We start from the raw sequence: 20,116 nt of genomic DNA on the forward strand, positions 1-20,116 counted from the left end.
CACCGGGCCAACGAAGAACTTTGAACCATGGCCACTATCCACGTAGACGGCAAAGCGCTCGAAGTCGATGGGGCAGACAACCTGTTACAGGCATGTCTGTCTCTGGGCCTCGATATTCCGTATTTCTGCTGGCACCCTGCCCTCGGCAGCGTTGGCGCTTGCCGCCAGTGCGCGGTCAAGCAGTACACCGACGAGAACGACACCCGTGGTCGTATCGTGATGTCCTGCATGACCCCTGCCACCGACAACACCTGGATCTCCATCGAAGATGAAGAATCCAAGGCCTTCCGCGCCAGTGTTGTCGAATGGCTGATGACCAACCACCCTCACGACTGCCCGGTCTGTGAAGAAGGCGGTCACTGCCACCTGCAAGACATGACGGTAATGACCGGCCACAACGAGCGCCGTTACCGCTTCACCAAGCGTACCCACCAGAACCAGCAACTGGGCCCGTTCATTTCCCACGAAATGAACCGCTGCATCGCCTGCTACCGCTGCGTGCGCTTCTATAAGGACTACGCCGGCGGCACCGATCTCGGTGTGTTTGGCGCCCACGACAACGTGTACTTCGGTCGCGTTGAAGACGGCACCCTGGAAAGCGAGTTCTCCGGCAACCTCACCGAGGTCTGCCCGACCGGTGTGTTCACCGACAAGACTCACTCCGAGCGCTACAACCGCAAGTGGGACATGCAGTTCTCGCCGAGCATCTGCCATGGCTGCTCCAGCGGTTGCAACATCTCCCCGGGCGAGCGTTACGGCGAACTGCGTCGTATCGAAAACCGTTTCAACGGTTCGGTGAACCAGTACTTCCTGTGCGACCGTGGCCGTTTCGGCTATGGCTACGTCAACCGCGAAGACCGCCCACGCCAGCCGCAGTTGGCGGGCGGCACCAAGCTGAGCCTCGACGAAGCGCTGGATAAAGCCGCGGACCTGCTGCGCGGTCGCAACATCGTCGGTATCGGTTCGCCCCGCGCCAGCCTCGAAAGCAACTACGCGTTGCGCGAACTGGTCGGTGCCGAGCACTTCTACTCCGGTATCGAAGCTGCCGAGCTGGAGCGTATCCGCCTGGTCCTGCAAGTGCTCAAAGACAGCCCGCTGCCAGTACCGAACATGCGCGACATCGAAGACCACGACGCCGTGTTCGTCCTCGGTGAAGACCTGACCCAGACTGCTGCGCGCATGGCCCTGTCCCTGCGTCAATCGGTCAAGGGCAAGGCCGAAGACATGGCCGACGCCATGCGCGTCCAGCCTTGGCTCGACGCCGCGGTGAAGAACATCGGCCAGCACGCGCTGAACCCGCTGTTCATCGCCAGCCTGGCTGAAACCAAGCTCGACGACATCGCTGAAGAATGCGTTCACGCCGCTCCAGACGACCTGGCCCGCATCGGTTTCGCCGTGGCTCACGCCCTCGACGCCAGCGCTCCGGCCGTTGAAGGCCTGGATGCTGAAGCACTCGAACTGGCCAAGCGCATTGCCGACGCCCTGCTCGCTGCCAAGCGTCCATTGATCATTGCCGGTACCTCGTTGGGTTCCAAGGCGTTGATCGAAGCTGCTGCGAACATCGCCAAAGCGTTGAAGCTGCGCGAGAAGAACGGTTCCATCAGCCTGATCGTGCCAGAGGCCAACAGCCTCGGCCTGGCCATGCTCGGTGGCGAATCGGTCGACGCCGCGCTGCAAGCCGTGATTGATGGCCGTGCCGACGCCATCGTCGTGCTGGAAAACGATCTGTATACCCGTACCGACAAGGCCAAGGTCGATGCCGCCCTGACCGCCGCCAAAGTGCTGATCGTCGCCGACCATCAGAAGACTGCCACCAGCGATCGCGCGCACCTGGTTCTGCCAGCCGCCAGCTTCGCTGAAGGCGACGGCACCCTGGTCAGCCAGGAAGGCCGCGCCCAGCGCTTCTTCCAGGTCTTCGATCCGAAGTACATGGACGCGAGCATCCTGGTTCACGAAGGCTGGCGCTGGCTGCATGCCCTGCGCGCGACCCTGCTGAACCAGCCGATCGACTGGACCCAACTGGACCACGCCACCGCCGCCGTCGCTTCCAGCACTTCGATCCTGAATCGCATCATCGATGCCGCACCGTCCGCCGCGTTCCGCATCAAGGGCATGAAACTGGCCCGCGAACCGCTGCGTTACTCCGGTCGTACCGCCATGCGCGCTGACATCAACGTGCACGAACCGCGTGCCCCGCAAGACAACGACACCGCGTTCAACTTCTCGATGGAAGGTTACTCGGGCTCGGTCGAACCGCGTCAGCAAGTGCCATTCGCCTGGTCTCCGGGTTGGAACTCGCCGCAGGCCTGGAACAAGTTCCAGGACGAAGTCGGTGGTCACATCCGCGCTGGCGACCCGGGCACCCGCCTGATCGAAAGCAGCGGTGACTCGCTGAACTGGTTCGCCAGTGTTCCGCGCGCGTTCAACCCGGCACAAGGCACCTGGCAAGTCGTGCCGTTCTTCCACCTGTTCGGCAGCGAAGAGAACTCTTCGAAAGCCGCGCCGGTTCAGGAACGCATCCCGGCCGCCTACGTGTCGCTGGCCAAGTCCGAAGCCGACCGCCTGGGTGTCAATGACGGCGCGATGCTGAGCTTGAATGTCGCTGGCCAGACCCTGCGTCTGCCGCTGCGCATCAACGAAGAGCTGGGCGCCGGTCTGGTGGCACTGCCTGCGGGCATCGCCGGCATTCCGCCAGCGATCTTTGGCAAATCCGTTGACGGTCTGCAGGAGGCAGCTCAATGACCTGGTTCACTCCTGAAGTGATCGACATCATCATCACGGTCCTCAAGGCCGTGGTGATTCTGCTCGCCGTGGTGGTTTGCGGTGCCCTGCTGAGCTGGGTCGAGCGTCGTCTGCTCGCCCTCTGGCAGGACCGTTACGGTCCGAACCGCGTCGGTCCGTTCGGCGCGTTCCAGATCGCCGCCGACATGATCAAGATGTTCTTCAAGGAAGACTGGACGCCTCCATTCGCCGACAAGATGATCTTCACCCTGGCACCGGTAGTGGCCATGAGCGCCCTGCTGATTGCCTTCGCGATCATCCCGATCACCCCGACCTGGGGCGTGGCGGACATCAACATCGGTATCCTGTTCTTCTTCGCCATGGCTGGCCTGTCGGTCTACGCGGTGCTGTTCGCCGGCTGGTCGAGCAACAACAAGTTCGCCCTGCTGGGCAGCTTGCGCGCCTCGGCGCAGACCGTGTCGTACGAAGTGTTCATGGGCCTGTCGCTGATGGGCATCGTGATCCAGGTCGGCTCGTTCAACATGCGCGACATCGTTGAATATCAAGCGCAGAACCTGTGGTTCATCATTCCGCAGATCTTCGGCTTCCTGACCTTCTTCATCGCTGGCGTGGCCGTGACTCACCGTCACCCGTTCGACCAGCCGGAAGCGGAACAGGAACTGGCAGACGGTTACCACATTGAATACGCCGGCATGAAATGGGGCATGTTCTTCGTCGGCGAGTACATCGGCATCGTGCTGATCTCGGCGCTGCTGGTGACCTTGTTCTTCGGTGGCTGGCACGGTCCGTTCGGCATCCTGCCGCAGATCCCGTTCATCTGGTTCGCACTGAAAACCGCGTTCTTCATCATGATGTTCATCCTGTTGCGCGCTTCGATTCCGCGCCCACGGTATGACCAGGTGATGGATTTCAGCTGGAAGTTCTGCCTGCCGCTGACCCTCGTCAACATGCTGGTGACCGCTGCGATCGTGTTGCTCAACACGCCCGCCGTCGCGGCTCAGTGAGGATAGAGAATCATGAAGTACATATTTGACATCGTGCATGGCTTCTTCACCCAGCTTCGCAGCCTGGTGATGATTTTCGGCCACGCCTTCCGCAAGCGCGACACGCTGCAGTACCCGGAAGAACCGGTCTACCTGCCGCCGCGCTACCGTGGTCGTATCGTCCTGACCCGCGACCCCGACGGCGAAGAGCGTTGTGTAGCCTGTAACCTGTGCGCCGTGGCGTGCCCGGTCGGTTGCATCTCGCTGCAGAAAGCTGAAACCGAAGACGGTCGCTGGTACCCGGACTTCTTCCGCATCAACTTCTCGCGCTGCATTTTTTGCGGCCTCTGCGAGGAAGCCTGCCCGACCACCGCGATCCAGCTGACACCGGATTTCGAAATGGCCGAGTTCAAACGTCAGGACCTGGTTTACGAGAAAGAAGATCTGCTGATCTCCGGCCCCGGCAAAAACCCTGATTACAACTTCTATCGTGTTGCAGGTATGGCGATTGCCGGGAAGCCGAAAGGCTCCGCGCAGAACGAAGCCCAGCCGATCAACGTGAAGAGCTTGCTGCCTTAAGGAAGAAAGATGGAATTCGCTTTCTATTTCGCATCGGGTATCGCTGTGGTGTCCACGCTTCGCGTGATCACCAACACCAACCCTGTGCACGCCCTGCTCTACCTGATCATTTCGCTGATTGCCGTGGCGATGACCTTCTTCGCCCTCGGCGCGCCGTTCGCCGGCGTCCTGGAAGTGATCGCCTACGCTGGCGCCATCATGGTGCTGTTCGTGTTCGTGGTGATGATGCTGAACCTTGGCCCGGCCTCGGTTCAGCAAGAGCGCGTCTGGCTCAAGCCCGGTATCTGGGGCGGCCCGGTGCTCCTCGCTGCGCTGCTGCTGGTGGAACTGCTGTACGTGCTGTTCTCCCACCAGACCGGTGAAGCCATTGGCCACACCACCGTAGACGCCAAGGCCGTGGGCATCAGCCTGTTCGGTCCGTACCTGCTGGTGGTCGAACTCGCCTCGATGCTGCTGCTCGCCGCAGCCGTCACGGCGTTCCACTTGGGCCGCAACGAAGCCAAGGAGCAATGACGATGCCTGCTATCCCCATGGAGCATGGTCTGGCGGTCGCCGGCATCCTGTTCTGCCTCGGTCTGGTCGGCCTGATGGTCCGCCGCAACATCCTTTTCGTGCTGATGAGCCTGGAGGTCATGATGAATGCCTCCGCGTTGGCGTTCATCGTTGCCGGTAGCCGCTGGGCACAGCCGGATGGACAGATCATGTTCATCCTGGTGATCAGCCTGGCAGCCGCCGAGGCCAGTATCGGCCTGGCGATCCTGCTGCAACTGTATCGCCGCTTCCACACGCTCGATATCGACGCTGCCAGTGAGATGCGCGGATGAATCTTCTCTATCTGACTTTCCTGTTCCCTCTCATCGGTTTCCTGCTGCTGGCGTTTTCTCGCGGCCGTCTCTCGGAAAACCTTTCGGCGCTGATCGGCGTCGGTTCCGTCGGCTTGTCCGCCATCGTCGCGGCTTACGTGATCTGGCAATTCAATGTCGCACCACCTGAAGGCGGCCACTACACCCAGGTGTTGTGGCAGTGGATGGCGGTGGAAGGCTTCACGCCGAACTTCGCGCTGTACCTGGATGGTCTGTCCCTGACCATGCTCGGTGTGGTGGTTGGCGTCGGCTTCCTGATCCACCTGTTCGCGTCCTGGTACATGCGCGGTGAAGCCGGTTACTCGCGCTTCTTCGCCTACACCAACCTGTTTATCGCCAGCATGCTGTTCCTGGTGCTGGGCGATAACCTGTTGTTCCTGTACTTCGGCTGGGAAGGCGTGGGCCTGTGCTCCTACCTGTTGATCGGTTTCTACTACAGCAACCGCAACAACGGTAACGCGGCACTCAAAGCCTTTATCGTGACCCGTATCGGTGACGTGTTCATGGCCATCGGCCTGTTCATTCTGTTTGCCCAACTGGGCACGCTGAACGTTCAGGAACTGCTGGTACTGGCTCCGCAGAAATTCCAGTCCGGCGACTTCTGGATGGTCATGGCCACCCTGATGCTGCTCGGTGGTGCTGTCGGTAAATCCGCGCAACTGCCGCTGCAAACCTGGCTGGCGGATGCGATGGCCGGTCCTACCCCGGTTTCGGCACTGATCCACGCCGCAACCATGGTGACCGCCGGTGTCTACCTGATCGCCCGTACCCATGGCCTGTTCACCCTGGCGCCGGAAATCCTGCACCTGGTCGGCATCGTCGGTGGCGTGACCCTGGTTCTGGCCGGCTTCGCAGCCCTGGTTCAGACCGACATCAAGCGTATCCTCGCCTATTCGACCATGAGCCAGATCGGCTACATGTTCCTGGCCCTGGGCGTCGGCGCCTGGGACGGCGCGATCTTCCACCTGATGACCCACGCCTTCTTCAAGGCCCTGCTGTTCCTTGCCTCCGGTGCGGTGATCGTTGCCTGCCACCACGAGCAGAACATCTTCAAGATGGGTGGTCTGTGGAAGAAGCTGCCACTGGCCTACGCCAGCTTCATCGTCGGCGGCGCGGCCCTGGCGGCCCTGCCACTGGTAACCGCAGGCTTCTACTCCAAGGACGAAATCCTCTGGGAAGCGTTCGCCAGCGGCAACAACGGTCTGCTCTACGCAGGTCTGGTCGGCGCATTCATGACTTCGTTGTACACCTTCCGCCTGATCTTCATCGCGTTCCACGGTGAAGCGAAGACCGAAGCCCACGCCGGTCACGGCATCGCTCACTGGTTGCCACTGTCGGTGCTGATCGTACTGTCAACCTTCGTCGGCGCGATGATCGTTCCACCGCTGCACGGCGTACTGCCGCAAAGCGTCGGCCATGCCGGCGGCGAAGCCAAGCACAGCCTGGAAATCGCCTCGGGCGCCATCGCCCTGGCCGGCATCCTGCTGGCCGCATTGCTGTTCCTCGGCAAGCGTCGCTTCGTCACCGCCATCGCCATCGCCAACAGCGGCATCGGCCGTATCCTCTCGGCCTGGTGGTTCGCTGCCTGGGGCTTCGACTGGATCTACGACAAACTGTTCGTCAAGCCGTACCTGGCGATCATCCACATCCTGCGCAAAGACCCGCTGGACCAGACCATCGGTCTGATCCCGCGCATGGCCAAAGGCGGTCACACCGCCCTGAGCCGTACCGAGACCGGTCAACTGCGTTGGTATGCCGCCTCGATGGCTGCTGGTGCCGTGCTGGTTATCGGCGCCGTCGTGCTGGTAGCGGTCTGATATGAACCTTGCGAACTTGCGAAAGGAATTGAGCCCGTCATGATTCTGCCTTGGCTAATCCTGATCCCCTTCATCGGCGGCCTGCTGTGCTGGATGGGTGAGCGCTTCGGCGCCACCCTCCCCCGCTGGATTGCGCTGATCACCATGTCCCTGTTGCTCTCCCTCGGCCTCTGGCTGTGGGCCAACGGTGATTATTCATTTGCCCCGGCGCCTGGCGCCGACCCGACCTGGGCGCTTGAGTTCAAGCACGTCTGGATCCAGCGCTTCGGCATCAACGTGCACCTGGCCCTCGACGGCCTGTCGCTGTTGATGATCATGCTGACCGGTCTGCTGGGTGTCCTCTCGGTACTCTGCTCGTGGAAAGAGATCCAGCGTCACGTGGGCTTCTTCCACCTGAACCTGATGTGGATCCTGGGCGGTGTCGTCGGCGTGTTCCTCGCCCTCGACCTGTTCATGTTCTTCTTCTTCTGGGAAATGATGCTGGTGCCGATGTACTTCCTCATCGCGCTCTGGGGTCACAGTTCTTCGGACGGCAAGAAAACCCGGATCTACGCGGCGACCAAGTTCTTCATCTTCACTCAGGCTTCCGGCCTGATCATGCTGGTGGCGATCCTGGGTCTGGTACTGGTCAACTTCAACGACACCGGCGTGATTACCTTCAACTACGCCGACCTGTTGAAAACCAAGATGTCGACGACCACCGAGTACATCCTGATGCTCGGCTTCTTCATCGCCTTCGCGGTGAAGCTGCCAGTCGTGCCGTTCCACTCCTGGTTGCCTGACGCTCACGCCCAGGCGCCGACTGCAGGTTCCGTCGACCTCGCCGGTATCTTGCTGAAAACCGCTGCCTACGGCCTGCTGCGTTTCGCCCTGCCGCTGTTCCCGAATGCGTCGGCCGAGTTCGCGCCGTTCGCCATGACCCTGGGTCTGATCGGGATTTTCTACGGTGCGTTCCTGGCGTTCGCGCAAACCGACATCAAGCGTCTGATTGCCTTCTCGTCCGTTTCCCACATGGGCTTCGTTCTGATCGGCATCTACTCCGGCAGCCAACTGGCGCTGCAGGGCGCGGTGATGCAGATGCTGGCCCACGGTCTGTCGGCGGCGGCACTCTTTATCCTGAGTGGCCAGTTGTACGAACGCACCCACACCCGCGACATGCGCGAGATGGGTGGCCTGTGGTCGAAGATCGCCTACCTGCCGGCTCTCAGCCTGTTCTTCGCCGCGGCGTCCCTGGGCTTGCCGGGTACCGGTAACTTCGTCGGTGAGTTCCTGATCCTGATCGGCACCTTCCCGATCGCTCCATGGGTCACCATCATCGCGACGTCCGGCCTGGTGTTCGGTTCGGTCTACTCGCTGATCATGATCCATCGTGCCTACTTCGGCCCGGCCAAATCGGACGCGGTACTGCATGGCATGGATGGTCGCGAAATGATCATGGTGGTCGGTCTGGCTGCACTGCTGATCTACATCGGCGTGTACCCACAACCGTTCCTCGATACCTCTGCCGCTACGATGCATGGCGTGCAGCAATGGCTCGGCACCGCCTTCACTCAACTCGCTTCGGCCCGGTAAGAGCGCTATGGAATTCACGACTCAACACTTTATCGCGCTAGCGCCGCTGTTGATTACCAGCGCCACGATCATCGTGGTGATGCTGGCAATTGCCTGGCGCCGCAACCACTCCCAGACCTTCCTGCTGTCGGTGGCGGGTCTGAACCTGGCGTTGCTGTCGATCCTGCCAGCCTTGAAGGTCGCGCCACTGGCTGTGACCCCACTGCTGCAAATCGATAGCTTCGCTTGCTTGTACATGGCGCTGATCCTGGTCGCCACCCTCGCTTGTGTCACCCTCGCCCACGCCTACCTCGGCGATGGTGGCACGGGTTACCCGGGCAACCGTGAAGAACTGTACCTGCTGATCCTGATGTCCGCCGCCGGTGGCCTGGTGCTGGTCAGCGCACAGCACCTGGCCGGGTTGTTCGTCGGTCTGGAACTGCTGTCGGTGCCGGTCTACGGTCTGGTGGCCTATGCCTTCTTCAACAAGCGCTCGCTGGAAGCCGGTATCAAGTACATGGTGCTATCGGCGGCCGGTTCCGCGTTCCTGTTGTTCGGTATGGCCCTGCTCTACGCTGACGCCGGCTCCCTGAGCTTCGTCGGCATCGGCCAGGCGCTGGCGGCTACCGGTCTGCCAAGCTCGTTGGCACAACTGGGCCTGGGCATGATGCTGATCGGCCTGGCGTTCAAGCTGTCGCTGGTACCCTTCCACCTCTGGACTCCGGACGTTTACGAAGGGGCCCCGGCGCCGGTTGCCGCGTTCCTGGCGACCGCTGCCAAAGTGGCGGTGTTCGCGGTCATGGTGCGCCTGTTCCAGATCTCCCCTGCTGCAAGCAGCGGCGTCCTGAGCAACGTGCTGACCATCATCGCCATCGCGTCGATCCTGTTCGGTAACCTGCTGGCCCTGACCCAGAGCAACCTCAAGCGTCTGCTGGGTTACTCGTCCATCGCCCACTTCGGCTACCTGCTGATCGCCTTGGTGGCGAGCAAGGGCCTGGCCGTGGAAGCCATCGGCGTGTACCTGGTCACCTACGTGATCACCAGCCTCGGCGCTTTCGGTGTGATCACCCTGATGTCCTCGCCGTACAAAGGCCGTGACGCAGACGCCCTGTACGAATACCGCGGCCTGTTCTGGCGCCGTCCGTACCTGACCGCCGTGCTGACCGTGATGATGCTGTCCCTGGCCGGTATCCCGCTGACCGCAGGCTTCATCGGCAAGTTCTACATCATCGCCACCGGCGTCGAGTCCCATCAGTGGTGGCTGGTCGGCTCCCTGGTACTGGGCAGTGCCATCGGCGTGTTCTACTACCTGCGAGTGATGGTCACCCTGTACCTGATCGAGCCAAACCTGCGCCGCGTCGACGCTCAATTGCACTGGGAACAGAAGGCAGGCGGCGTGATGCTGCTGGCCATCGCGGTACTGGCTTTCTTCCTCGGCCTGTACCCACAACCGCTGCTGAACCTGGTTCAACAGTCGGGCCTGGCGGGTTGATCGCTTAGAGCCATTCAGTAGTAAACAGAAACGGCACCTTCGGGTGCCGTTTTTGCGTTTGTAGGATATGTTACCGGCGCGCTCCCCTCCTCCGACAATCCCCGAAAGCTCACGCGGGATTACCCGCCTCGTCCTACATCCAGCATTGAGCACTTGGTTCTATCTTGAATGACTTCTAGATTGATAAACCAATGCGAGAACTAACAATAAAACGTGAGATTTTTTTCCGAAATCGTAGAGGGTTTCGATGCCTTTGCTGCCGAACGCAAAGGTAATGTCGGGCAGCGAATCGGAACGATGAAAGGCAAATTGGTGCTTCCAGAAGATTTTGACGCGCCACTACCAGTTGAAATGCTTGATGTTTTTGAAGGCACTCACGAATGAGGCTTCTACTCGACACGCGTAATTTACTCTGGACACTCAGTGATGATCCGCAGCTTTCGGGTAAAGCCAGAAAGCTCATTGAGAACGCTGCCGACATTTATGTCAGCGCAGCGGATGGCCTGTTCGCGAGCCTGCTCCGGGGGCGATCCGGGGGCACTGGCCAAACAAGACGGCACCTCCGAGTGGCGTTTTTGCGTTTGGTTTTTTTAAGATCGATGCCCACCTTATTGCCGGAGAATATCTGTATGTCCCATCAGAAATCGCCGACAGCAAGAACCAAGCATTGCAAGCAGCTATTGATTCAGGTTTCCGAAGGGATGCTTCCCATGTGAACGTCAGTTCTTGTCACATATATTCAATCTTTATTCGGCGCTTGCATCACGCCCCCCTAAAGACTGAGTCAGAAAGTCCTCGCATTCATAGTGAATTGAGGCCGGCGACGGATAAAAACCCAAACAAATAAAAATGTTATTGCATAATTCTTACATTTTGCCGTTCGACAACACCTGAGTACCGAGTTTAATTTATCGCCCAGATCAACTACAAGAAACGGGCCACAATGAAAAACGCACTCGTGATTCGACACTTAAACTTTGAAGATCTTGGCACACTTGAACAGCCGTTGATTCAACGCAATTATAATATTCATATTATTGATGCCACTTCGGAAGAGCTGCAGGCAGTTGATCCCATAACGCCTGATCTGATGGTGATATTGGGAGGGCCGATCGGTGCTTATGATGAAAAAAAATACCCATTCATAGAAAATGAAATTGCACTTATCAACGCACGTTTGCAAAGCAACAAGAAAACGTTGGGAATCTGTCTTGGTGCCCAGCTGATAGCGAGGGTGTTGGGAGCCTCCGTTTATCCAATGGGGCACTTGGAGATTGGCTTCAGCCCTTTACAGTTGATTAATGACGCACACCCTTCCTGCCTTGATCTATTGAACGACGATGTCGCCGTATTGCATTGGCACGGAGATCAATTCGACATCCCCAAAGGGGCTCATCACTTGGCGAGCAGTAAACTCTGTGCCAATCAGGCGTATAGTGTCGGCAAAAACATACTGGGTCTACAGTTCCACTTGGAAATTGATCCTGACCGCTTTGAACAATGGCTGATCGGTCACGCAGCCGAATTGAACATGGCCTCAATTGACCCTCGCGACTTGCGTCGACAGGTAGCTTTACACGGTAAGTCATTGAAAACCGTTGCCCCGAAAATCATTTCAAACTGGCTCGACCTGCCACTCTAACAAAGCTCATCGGGTCGACTATTTAGAACAAAAGGTAACTATCATGAACACCCACGACATTCAAACTTACTCGGTTGCACAGATGCTCGAAAAACTTTCGGTGCTTTGGAGCACCCGAGCCGCAGTCAATAACAAACAACCTACTTATTCCGAGCTAGCCTTCGATCCCGGCAAAAACGACTTTTGCGAGAGCTTGCTTCCCTTCAGAAATCACCCTGCCTGGATCGAAGCCTCTTCCGAAATGAAATCAACATGCCTTTCCTATGCATGGATCATCTACAACCTGAAAACCATTTATATCGAATGCGACATCGTCACGCCAGCCTGCGAAGACATCATCAAAACGCCACCCAGCGCAACCAGGAATCGAGCATTGCTTCAGGAGTCCATCTCCGAAGCACTGCTTGACGAAGCACTGCACACCAAGATGTCGGTCACCGCATGCAACTACATTTATCACCACAGAGATCTTGCACACCTGAATTTCACCGACTTCAACCTGATCAAATGGAAGAATTGGGTGCTATCGTCCTGTTCTGCCGAATGGGAGCGCAGACTCACTCGCTTCGGTATCGCCTGCGCCAGTGAAACGCTGATTACGGACTATCTTAAAACGTTGGCCGAAGACAGTTCCGTTCAAAGCATTTGCCATCAAGTCACCAAGACCCATGCGATGGATGAATGGAGTCATTCCAGTGTATTCAGTTATGTAGCGGCAGATCTGATATCGACGCTATCTCAACATGAAAAAACGCATTTAAAGGCCATTATTAAAAAAACCGTATCAATGTTTGCAAACAATGAAATGGGGGCTTGGGAAATGGCATTTTCTCATGCTCGCCTGCCTCGCTATGCGGACATCATCCACGACACGGCGACACTTGGCGAAGTCAACGTTTACACCGAATCGGTCGACAAATTACTGAGCAGAATAGGTCTCGAAGAAACCCACTGATATCAGCTGGCACTTCTTGAACAACTCATTAAAAACGTACTTATCTCTTTACCATGAAGGGGACGACCATGGAGCGGCTTACGTTCTTGAGTTGCGAGAAAATCTCAGATGCAGCAACCAACACGAAGACTTACCTGCTGCGATTGCCCCAATGCATTGAACCCAATGAATTAAAGCCGGGACGATATATTGCGATCAATCATCCAGACCGCTCTGGCACGGCACAACAACGTAATTACTCGATCACGGCGGTGCGAGATATCAATCAAATTGAAATCACGGTCAAGCGCACCGGCAACAATGGAGTATCGGACACTTTGTATTCGAACGTCGGCTGCGGATCACTCCTTTGTTTTTCCAACGTTGGTGGCAACATCACTTCGGACAGTATTATCGCCTACCGGCATGTCTTGATGCTGGCAGGCGGTATCGGCATCACATTGCCGATCGCGCTGATCCGTAGCCTTGTCGAGCTTGAAAGCAAAGATAAACCCATTCCCAGAGTAACGCTGCTGGTTAGTTCACCTACGATTGCGAGCATACCTTTCCTCGCGGAACTCCTCGCCTTAGCGTTTCGATCGAACTGGTTCAACGTTCGTTTTTTTATTACTCGAGAATCAATCGATACACACTCTCACCACTTTACCGGAGGACGGCTGGTTAAACTTTCCTTACCGGATTCAGTTCCCGTCGACGCGGCAGTCATTTGCGGCAGCCATGGCTTTTCCGTCGCCCAGCAGGTATTGGTCAAGGAGCTGAATCACAACATCCCCTGTTTCATTGAAGCGTTCAGCAGCGTGGAACAGTCAGAACCAGCAGCCGAACACAGCCCGCTGACCACTGTCTGTGCTCGATCAAATCAGCAGGACCACCATTTCCAGGTCAGTAGTGGACAAACGCTGCTTGATGCGTTGGAAGCCAACCAGGTACCCATCCGCAGTCAGTGTCGCTCAGGCATCTGTGGCAGTTGCAGGATCAAGGTTATTTCCGGGGCATGCAAAAGAGCGCCTGACTTCTCGCTCAGCACTACGGAACTGGAGGCGGGTTTCGCATTAGCTTGTTGCACATATGCCGAGGGTGGCGAGCTCTCAATTGAGATCTGACCGGCTTGCACGAACCGAGGGTGGCGCGGTGATCTGAACTATCGACATCGTTTCAACGACGTTTTCGCTGCGATGCGGCGACCCAACAAGCCAACTTGCCGGCGAATGCGGTGACACAAGCAACTATAAAAAACGGCACCTCCCGGTGCCGTTCGCCTTTCACAACTCCAGTGCTTTACTTGCGCGCCGCCTCCCACGATTTCAGCAGTTCGGCGTAGCTCACGGTTTCACCCTTAGGCTTTTCGTTCGCCAGTTTCGGTTTCGGGGCGCCCGGTTGGTCGAACCAATATTGAGCATCGCGCTCTGGATTCATTTTCGGGGCGCAGGTGGCTTGTGCCTTCGAGCGTTCCAGACGGGTCATGATTGCGTCCTGATCCTTGGCCAGGCCATCCAGCGCCTCTTGCGGGGTTTTCTCGCCGCTGGCGGCTTCGGCGATGTGGCTCCACCACAACTGCGCGAGGCGAGGATAATCAGGCACGTTGGTCCCGGTCGGGGTCCATTGCACGCGGGCCGGGCTGCGGTAGAACTCCACCAGGCCACCGAGTTTCGGCGCCAGGTCGGTCATGGCCTGGGAGTTGATGTCCGATTCGCGGATCGGGGTCAGGCCGACGATGGTTTTCTTCAGCGACACGGTTTTCGAGGTCACGAACTGCGCGTACAGCCAGGCCGCCAGTTTTTGTTTCTCAGGCGTGGACTTCATGAATGTCCAGGAACCGGCGTCCTGATAACCGAGCTTCATGCCCTCTTCCCAATATGGACCTTTCGGCGAAGGCGCCATGCGCCATTTCGGCGTGCCGTCGGCGTTCATCACCGGAAGGCCAGGCTTGGTCATGTCGGCGGTAAATGCGGTGTACCAGAAGATCTGCTGGGCAATGTTGCCCTGGGATGGCACGGGACCTGATTCGGAGAAAGTCATGCCCGCCGCTTCCGGTGGCGCGTACTTCTTCATCCAGTCAACGTACTTGGTGGTCGCATACACTGCTGCCGGGCCGTTGGTGTCGCCACCGCGGGTCACGCTGGAGCCGACCGGATGACAATCCTCGACGCGGATCCCCCACTCGTCCACCGGCAAGCCGTTAGGTATGCCTTTATCGCCAGCGCCTGCCATGGAGAACCAGGCATCGGTGAAACGCCAACCCAGCGACGGGTCTTTCTTGCCGTAATCCATGTGCCCGTAAACGCGCTTGCCGTCGATTTCCTTGACGTCTTCGCTGAAGAATTTGGCGATGTCTTCATAGGCCGACCAGTTCACCGGTACGCCCAACTCGTAGCCGTACTTTTCCTTGAACTTGGCCTTCAGGTCCGCACGCTCGAACCAGTCGGCGCGGAACCAGTACAGGTTGGCGAACTGCTGGTCGGGCAATTGATAGATCTTGCCGTCCGGCGCGGTGGTGAAGGAGATGCCGATGAAGTCCTTGATGTCGAGGGTCGGCGAGGTGAAGTTCTTGCCCTCGTTGGCCATCAGGTCGGTGATCGATTCGGTCTTGCCGTAACGGAAGTGTGTACCGATCAGGTCCGAGTCGTTGACCCAGCCGTCATAGATGTTCTTGTCCGACTGCATCTGGGTCTGCAGCTTTTCCACCACGTCGCCTTCCTGCAGCAGGTCGTGGGTCAGCTTGATCCCGGTGATCTCGGTGAAGGCCTTGGCCAGCACCTTGGACTCATACTCGTGGGTGGCGATGGTTTCCGACACCACTTTGATGCTCATCCCGCGAAACGGCTCCGCCGCCTTGATGAACCACTTCAGCTCTTCGAGTTGTTGATCGGCCGTCAGGGTGGACGGCTTGAATTCACTGCCGATCCATTTCTTCGCCGCGTCTTCATAGGCATCGGCCCAGGCAGATGCGCTCAAACCGCTGAGTGCCAGCATGGCTGCCAATGAAATGCTATGTCGCAGCTTATTGTTTTTGTCGAACATAGAGACCTCCTTATTGAGTTTCGGAGCAACATTGCCGAGCGATTCGACTAGCCCCAACGCATCACAGCCAACAGCCACACCAGGGACATCGCGAAGGCGACCCAGATGCTCCAGTCGGTGACGCCGATTACCAGCAGATGCAGGTAGGCGCTGCCGAGAAGACCGATGAACAGCCGATCGCCACGGGTGGTGGCAATCGGTAGAAAACCTCGCCTGAGCACGCTCGGCGAACGCAATTCCCAGGTGGTCATGCCCACCAGGATCAAGGCAATGACGCCGAAGAACGCCGCCGTGGGGACGGTCCAACTCATCCATTCCATCATCAGTTCCTCATACCCGGCCCAGGGCAAAGCCCTTGGCCACGTGGTTGCGAACAAACCAGATCACCAACATGCCCGGCAGGATGGTCAATACCCCCGCCGCCGCCAGCACGCCCCAGTCGATACCGGATGCCGAGACCGTGCGGGTCATCACCGCTGCGATCGGTTTGGCGTTCACCGAAGTGAGGGTTCGCGCCAGCAGCAGTTCGACCCAGGAAAACATGAAGCAGAAGAACGCCGTGACGCCGATGCCGGAGCCGATCAGCGGGATGAAAATCTTCACGAAGAACTTGGGAAAGCTGTAGCCATCGATGTAGGCGGTTTCGTCGATCTCCTTGGGCACGCCGGACATGAAGCCTTCGAGAATCCACACTGCCAGCGGCACGTTGAACAGGCAGTGGGCCAGGGCCACGGCGATGTGGGTATCGAACAGCCCGATCGAGGAATACAGCTGGAAGAACGGCAACAGGAACACCGCCGGTGGCGCCATGCGGTTGGTCAGCAGCCAGAAGAACAGGTGCTTGTCACCGAGGAAGCGGTAGCGCGAGAACGCATAGGCCGCCGGCAAGGCCACGGTCAGGGAAATGATCGTGTTCAGGCTCACGTAGTACGCCGAGTTGATGTAGCCGGTGTACCAGCTCGGATCGGTGAAGATCACCTTGTAGTTCGCCAGGGTGAAATCCTGCGGAAACAACGTCAGGCCACCGAGGATTTCGCTGTTGCTCTTGAAGGACATGTTCAGCAGCCAGTAGATCGGCACCAGCAGGAACAGGATGTAGATCAGCAGTGGAATCAGCTTTCTCTTGCTCATGATGGCCTCAGCGGTTGGCGTCGGAGTGAGTCATGGCGGTGTAGAACAGCCAGGACACCAACAGGATGATCAGGAAGTACACCAGCGAGAATGCGGCGGCCGGCCCCAGGTCGAACTGCCCGATCGCCATTTGCGTCAGGGTCTGGCTCAAGAAGGTCGTGGAATTGCCCGGACCGCCACCCGTAAGCACGAAGGGCTCGGTGTAGATCATGAAACTGTCCATGAAGCGCAGCATCACCGCGATCAGCAGCACACTCTTGAGCTTGGGCAACTGGATATGCCGGAACACCGCCCAGGCCGAGGCACGGTCGATCCGCGCCGCCTGGTAATACACATCCGGAATCGCCCGCAGGCCGGAGAAGCACAACAGCGCCACCAGCGAGGTCCAGTGCCAGACGTCCATCACCAGTACGGTGACCCAGGCGTCCATGGTGTTCGCCGCATAGTTGTAGCTGATGCCCATGGCCTTGAGGCTCGCCCCCAGCAGACCGATGTCGGCCCGGCCGAAGATCTGCCAGATGGTGCCGACCACGTTCCACGGGATCAGCAACGGAATCGCCAGGATGATCAGCACCACCGACGACCAGCGCCCTTTGGTCGGCATGGTCAGGGCAATCGCAATCCCCAGCGGGATCTCGATCAACAGCACGCAAGCCGAGTAGATGAACTGGCGCAGCAACGAGTCGTGCAGGCGCGGATCGAGCAGCACCTGCTTGTACCAATCGGCGCCGACAAAGTAGCGGCTGGACTGGTCGAAGATGTCCTGCACCGAATAGTTGACCACGGTCATCATCGGGATCACCGCACTGAACGCCACCAGCAGGAACACCGGCAGCACCAGCCACCAGGCCTTGTTGTTCTGCACCTTGTTCATGGCTGCGCCTCTTGGTTGGCATTGGCTTCGAGCAGGAATTCATCGGCGTAGACCATCAGCCACTGCGCCGGAAAACTGATGTACGCCGTGCCTTGCGGCACCGGCTTGTCTTCGGCCAGGCGCACTTTCAGGGGGACGCCATCGAGGTTGAGGGTCATGATCTTGTAGGTGCCCAGGTCTTCGACGTGTACGACCTGTGCCCGCAGCGCGTCATCAAAGGCTTCGTCCCACACATGGACGAACTCCGGACGAATGCCGACCTTCAGGGTTTTCCACTCCGATTCAGCAATACGCTGCTGCATCGCCTCGGACAGCGGCAGGTGAGTCGAGGCGAAACCGACGCCACCCGGTTGCGGCTGCACCTCGATCAGGTTCATCCCGGGACTGCCAATGAAGTAGCCGACAAAGGTGTGGCTCGGGCGCTCGAACAACTCCCTTGGCGTACCGAACTGCACGATCTGCCCGCCGTACATCACCGCAATCTTGTCGGCGAAGGTCGAGGCCTCCAGCTGATCGTGGGTGACGTAGACCATGGTGATGTTGAACTGTTCGTGGATCTGCTTGAGCTTGCGCCGCAGCTTCCACTTGAGGTGCGGGTCGATCACCGTCAGCGGTTCATCGAACAGGATCGCCGACACGTCGTCGCGCACCAGCCCACGCCCCATGGAGACTTTCTGTTTTTCGTCGGCGGTGAGGTTGCGGGCCTTTTTGCTCAACAGGTTCTGCAGGTCGAGAACTTCGGCGATTTCCTGCACCTTGCTATGCACCCGGGCCTCGGCCATGCCCTGATTGCGTAGCGGGAAGGCCAGGTTGTCGAACACCGTCATGGTGTCGTAGACCACCGGGAACTGGAAAACCTGGGCGATGTTGCGCTTCTCCGGGGTCAGGTTGTTGACCGCTTTGCCGTCGAACAGCACATGGCCCTGGGACGGGCTGAGCAGCCCGGAAATGATGTTGAGCAAGGTTGATTTACCGCAGCCCGACGGACCGAGCAAGGCGTAGGCGCCACCCTGCTCCCAGATGTGGTCCATCTCGCGGATCGCGTAGTCCTCCGGCCCCGCCGGAGTCTTGGTGTAGCTGTGGGCGAGGTTCTGCAAACGGATTTCGGCCATCAGGCAACCCTCGTGACACGCCGGCCCGGCGCCTGGACCAGCCGCCCCTGCGTATCGAACACAAACAGTTTATGGGTCGGGATGTAGATGCGGATCGGCGCATCGACGTCGTATTCGTGAACGCCGGGCAAGTGCAGCACCAGCAGGAAATGCTCGTTGCGCACGTGCAGGAAGGTTTCCGAGCCACTGATTTCCGCGACTTCGACAGTCACCGCCAATTCGAGGTCATCGTCGTTGCTCGGCACCAGCGAGATATGGCTGGGCCGCACGCCGAAACGGAACTCGCCCTCGCCCACCGGGCGCAGATCGACGTTCAGCGGGAAGTGCACGAAATTGGCGAAACTCACTTCGTTGCCGGCAATGCGCCCCGGCATCAGGTTGATCGGCGGCTCGGAAAACAGCTCCGCCGCCAGCACCGTTTGCGGCTGATGATAGACCGACGAAGACTGGCCGCTCTGGATCACCCGGCCTTCGTGAAGAATGGTGGTGGTGCCGCCCAGGGCCAGGGCCTCGTTGGGCTCGGTGGTGGCGTAGATCGCGATGGTGTGGCGCGCCTTGAACAGCTCGCGCATTTCCTGGCGCAGCTCTTCGCGCAACTTGTAGTCGAGGTTGACCAGCGGCTCGTCGAACAGGATCAGTTCGGCGTCCTTGACCAGCGCCCGGGCCATGGCCGTGCGTTGTTGCTGACCACCGGAAAGCTCCAGCGGATAGCGTTTGAGAAACTTCTCGATGCGCAGCATCTTCGCGGTTTCCAGCACCTTGCTCTGAATTTGCTCGCTGGAAACACCAGCCTGACGCAGCGGCGAGGCGATGTTGTCGAACACCGTCATGGTCGGGTAGTTGATGAACTGCTGATAGACCATCGACACATTGCGCAAGCGCACGGGGCGCTGGGTGACATCGACGCCATTCATCAGGATGCGGCCGCTGTCGGGCTTGTCCAGACCGGCCATCAGGCGCATCAGGCTGGTCTTGCCGGACAAGGTGCGACCCAGCAAAACGTTGAAGGAACCGGGTTCAAAACTCAGGTTGGCATCGTCGATCCAGGTCTGGCCCTCGACGGTGCGGCTGACGTGTTCCAGGGTGAGTGACATGGCTCGGCCTTTTTCTTATTGGAGTCAAGCGACCGGAGCTGTATAGCGACATTTGTGCCAGAAATTGCAAACGATTGATTCAGTTTGAAATTCCTGAAAATGACTACAGAGTCACGTTCATTGCTGAACACAAATGAACAACCGCGACTGAACAACTGAACACTTCAACGGTTGACAATGAACATTAGTGAACAACACTCTACAGACCGTATTCCGGCCCTTGTAGGAGCGAGCTCGCTCGCGATGGAGGTCAACGTGAC

The 20,116-nt window shown here is 58.5% G+C and carries 18 protein-coding genes and 1 pseudogene; 13 read left to right on the forward strand and 6 right to left on the reverse strand.

The window, feature by feature from the left end:
• Positions 1 to 27 precede the first annotated feature (27 nt).
• The 13 genes and pseudogenes from nuoG (at position 28) to AC1RS8_RS17180 (ending at position 13,727) form a co-directional block, all read left to right on the forward strand.
• Positions 28 to 2,742 carry an NADH-quinone oxidoreductase subunit NuoG gene (nuoG, locus tag AC1RS8_RS17120; protein WP_489338871.1) on the forward strand — a complete coding sequence of 905 codons (2,715 nt, stop codon included), beginning with the start codon at positions 28 to 30 and terminating at the stop codon, positions 2,740 to 2,742.
• Positions 2,739 to 3,746: an NADH-quinone oxidoreductase subunit NuoH gene (gene nuoH, locus AC1RS8_RS17125; RefSeq protein ID WP_090456620.1), complete on the forward strand. Its 1,008-nt coding sequence runs from the start codon at positions 2,739 to 2,741 to the stop codon at positions 3,744 to 3,746. The genes nuoG and nuoH overlap by 4 nt, the downstream gene beginning before the upstream one ends.
• A gap of 12 nt (positions 3,747 to 3,758) precedes the next feature.
• Complete coding sequence (gene nuoI, locus AC1RS8_RS17130; RefSeq protein ID WP_191622226.1) at positions 3,759 to 4,304, forward strand: NADH-quinone oxidoreductase subunit NuoI; 546 nt, start codon at positions 3,759 to 3,761, stop codon at positions 4,302 to 4,304.
• Between the two features lie 9 nt (positions 4,305 to 4,313).
• Positions 4,314 to 4,817 carry an NADH-quinone oxidoreductase subunit J gene (gene nuoJ / locus AC1RS8_RS17135; RefSeq protein ID WP_053161453.1) on the forward strand — a complete coding sequence of 168 codons (504 nt, stop codon included), beginning with the start codon at positions 4,314 to 4,316 and terminating at the stop codon, positions 4,815 to 4,817.
• Between the two features lie 2 nt (positions 4,818 to 4,819).
• Positions 4,820 to 5,128, forward strand: coding sequence for an NADH-quinone oxidoreductase subunit NuoK (gene nuoK, locus AC1RS8_RS17140; RefSeq protein ID WP_007946416.1), 309 nt, complete (start codon positions 4,820 to 4,822; stop codon positions 5,126 to 5,128).
• The gene (gene nuoL / locus AC1RS8_RS17145) at positions 5,125 to 6,984 is read left to right on the forward strand and encodes an NADH-quinone oxidoreductase subunit L (RefSeq protein WP_493163137.1); all 1,860 of its coding nucleotides are present in this window, start codon (positions 5,125 to 5,127) and stop codon (positions 6,982 to 6,984) included. The genes nuoK and nuoL overlap by 4 nt, the downstream gene beginning before the upstream one ends.
• Positions 6,985 to 7,023: 39 nt before the next feature.
• A complete protein-coding gene (gene nuoM, locus AC1RS8_RS17150; RefSeq protein ID WP_104447789.1) occupies positions 7,024 to 8,556 on the forward strand; it encodes an NADH-quinone oxidoreductase subunit M in 1,533 nt (510 codons plus the stop codon).
• A gap of 7 nt (positions 8,557 to 8,563) precedes the next feature.
• Entirely contained in the window at positions 8,564 to 10,027 is a 1,464-nt protein-coding gene (gene nuoN / locus AC1RS8_RS17155) for an NADH-quinone oxidoreductase subunit NuoN (protein ID WP_489338873.1), read from the forward strand.
• Between the two features lie 213 nt (positions 10,028 to 10,240).
• Positions 10,241 to 10,411, forward strand: a complete 171-nt coding sequence (locus AC1RS8_RS17160; protein ID WP_493163140.1) for a hypothetical protein — start codon at positions 10,241 to 10,243, stop codon at positions 10,409 to 10,411.
• A pseudogene (locus AC1RS8_RS17165) lies at positions 10,408 to 10,524 on the forward strand (PIN domain nuclease); the annotation flags it as partial. The gene AC1RS8_RS17160 and the pseudogene AC1RS8_RS17165, both read left to right, overlap by 4 nt.
• A gap of 446 nt (positions 10,525 to 10,970) precedes the next feature.
• Entirely contained in the window at positions 10,971 to 11,669 is a 699-nt protein-coding gene (locus tag AC1RS8_RS17170) for a glutamine amidotransferase (RefSeq protein ID WP_493163142.1), read from the forward strand.
• A gap of 43 nt (positions 11,670 to 11,712) precedes the next feature.
• Positions 11,713 to 12,624, forward strand: coding sequence for a diiron oxygenase (locus AC1RS8_RS17175; protein WP_407515626.1), 912 nt, complete (start codon positions 11,713 to 11,715; stop codon positions 12,622 to 12,624).
• Positions 12,625 to 12,692: 68 nt separating this feature from the next.
• Positions 12,693 to 13,727 carry a 2Fe-2S iron-sulfur cluster-binding protein gene (locus tag AC1RS8_RS17180; protein ID WP_159390264.1) on the forward strand — a complete coding sequence of 345 codons (1,035 nt, stop codon included), beginning with the start codon at positions 12,693 to 12,695 and terminating at the stop codon, positions 13,725 to 13,727.
• A gap of 175 nt (positions 13,728 to 13,902) precedes the next feature.
• Here AC1RS8_RS17180 and AC1RS8_RS17185 read toward each other — a convergent pair whose 3' ends face one another.
• From AC1RS8_RS17185 to AC1RS8_RS17210, 6 genes are read right to left on the reverse strand one after another with little or no spacing between them, the layout of a single operon-like run.
• Complete coding sequence (locus tag AC1RS8_RS17185; protein ID WP_150755568.1) at positions 13,903 to 15,645, reverse strand: ABC transporter substrate-binding protein; 1,743 nt, start codon at positions 15,643 to 15,645, stop codon at positions 13,903 to 13,905.
• 47 nt (positions 15,646 to 15,692) lie between these two features.
• The gene (locus tag AC1RS8_RS17190) at positions 15,693 to 15,965 is read right to left on the reverse strand and encodes a DUF2160 domain-containing protein (protein ID WP_057716585.1); all 273 of its coding nucleotides are present in this window, start codon (positions 15,963 to 15,965) and stop codon (positions 15,693 to 15,695) included.
• A gap of 10 nt (positions 15,966 to 15,975) precedes the next feature.
• On the reverse strand, positions 15,976 to 16,776 hold the full coding sequence (locus AC1RS8_RS17195) for a carbohydrate ABC transporter permease (protein WP_008046506.1): 801 nt from the start codon (positions 16,774 to 16,776) through the stop codon (positions 15,976 to 15,978).
• A 7-nt stretch (positions 16,777 to 16,783) separates the two neighbouring features.
• Positions 16,784 to 17,650, reverse strand: coding sequence for a carbohydrate ABC transporter permease (locus tag AC1RS8_RS17200; protein WP_008046507.1), 867 nt, complete (start codon positions 17,648 to 17,650; stop codon positions 16,784 to 16,786).
• Positions 17,647 to 18,762, reverse strand: coding sequence for an ABC transporter ATP-binding protein (locus AC1RS8_RS17205; RefSeq protein ID WP_057714146.1), 1,116 nt, complete (start codon positions 18,760 to 18,762; stop codon positions 17,647 to 17,649). Before AC1RS8_RS17205 ends, AC1RS8_RS17200 begins: the two co-directional genes overlap by 4 nt.
• Entirely contained in the window at positions 18,762 to 19,856 is a 1,095-nt protein-coding gene (locus AC1RS8_RS17210) for an ABC transporter ATP-binding protein (protein WP_057714145.1), read from the reverse strand. The genes AC1RS8_RS17205 and AC1RS8_RS17210 overlap by 1 nt, the downstream gene beginning before the upstream one ends.
• Between the last annotated feature and the right edge of the window lie 260 nt (positions 19,857 to 20,116).

The organism is Pseudomonas sp. GW821-FHT12A04 (assembly GCF_058807755.1).

Coding starts and splice junctions, on each gene's coding strand:
- nuoI (WP_191622226.1), top strand. CDS start 3,759: ATGAAGTACATATTTGACATCGTGCATGGCTTCTTCACCCAGCTTCGC.
- AC1RS8_RS17195 (WP_008046506.1), bottom strand. CDS start 16,776: ATGAGCAAGAGAAAGCTGATTCCACTGCTGATCTACATCCTGTTCCTG.
- AC1RS8_RS17205 (WP_057714146.1), bottom strand. CDS start 18,762: ATGGCCGAAATCCGTTTGCAGAACCTCGCCCACAGCTACACCAAGACT.
- AC1RS8_RS17210 (WP_057714145.1), bottom strand. CDS start 19,856: ATGTCACTCACCCTGGAACACGTCAGCCGCACCGTCGAGGGCCAGACC.
- AC1RS8_RS17180 (WP_159390264.1), top strand. CDS start 12,693: ATGGAGCGGCTTACGTTCTTGAGTTGCGAGAAAATCTCAGATGCAGCA.
- AC1RS8_RS17175 (WP_407515626.1), top strand. CDS start 11,713: ATGAACACCCACGACATTCAAACTTACTCGGTTGCACAGATGCTCGAA.
- nuoK (WP_007946416.1), top strand. CDS start 4,820: ATGCCTGCTATCCCCATGGAGCATGGTCTGGCGGTCGCCGGCATCCTG.
- AC1RS8_RS17185 (WP_150755568.1), bottom strand. CDS start 15,645: ATGTTCGACAAAAACAATAAGCTGCGACATAGCATTTCATTGGCAGCC.
- AC1RS8_RS17200 (WP_008046507.1), bottom strand. CDS start 17,650: ATGAACAAGGTGCAGAACAACAAGGCCTGGTGGCTGGTGCTGCCGGTG.
- nuoN (WP_489338873.1), top strand. CDS start 8,564: ATGGAATTCACGACTCAACACTTTATCGCGCTAGCGCCGCTGTTGATT.
- nuoM (WP_104447789.1), top strand. CDS start 7,024: ATGATTCTGCCTTGGCTAATCCTGATCCCCTTCATCGGCGGCCTGCTG.
- nuoG (WP_489338871.1), top strand. CDS start 28: ATGGCCACTATCCACGTAGACGGCAAAGCGCTCGAAGTCGATGGGGCA.
- AC1RS8_RS17170 (WP_493163142.1), top strand. CDS start 10,971: ATGAAAAACGCACTCGTGATTCGACACTTAAACTTTGAAGATCTTGGC.
- nuoH (WP_090456620.1), top strand. CDS start 2,739: ATGACCTGGTTCACTCCTGAAGTGATCGACATCATCATCACGGTCCTC.
- nuoL (WP_493163137.1), top strand. CDS start 5,125: ATGAATCTTCTCTATCTGACTTTCCTGTTCCCTCTCATCGGTTTCCTG.
- nuoJ (WP_053161453.1), top strand. CDS start 4,314: ATGGAATTCGCTTTCTATTTCGCATCGGGTATCGCTGTGGTGTCCACG.
- AC1RS8_RS17190 (WP_057716585.1), bottom strand. CDS start 15,965: ATGGAATGGATGAGTTGGACCGTCCCCACGGCGGCGTTCTTCGGCGTC.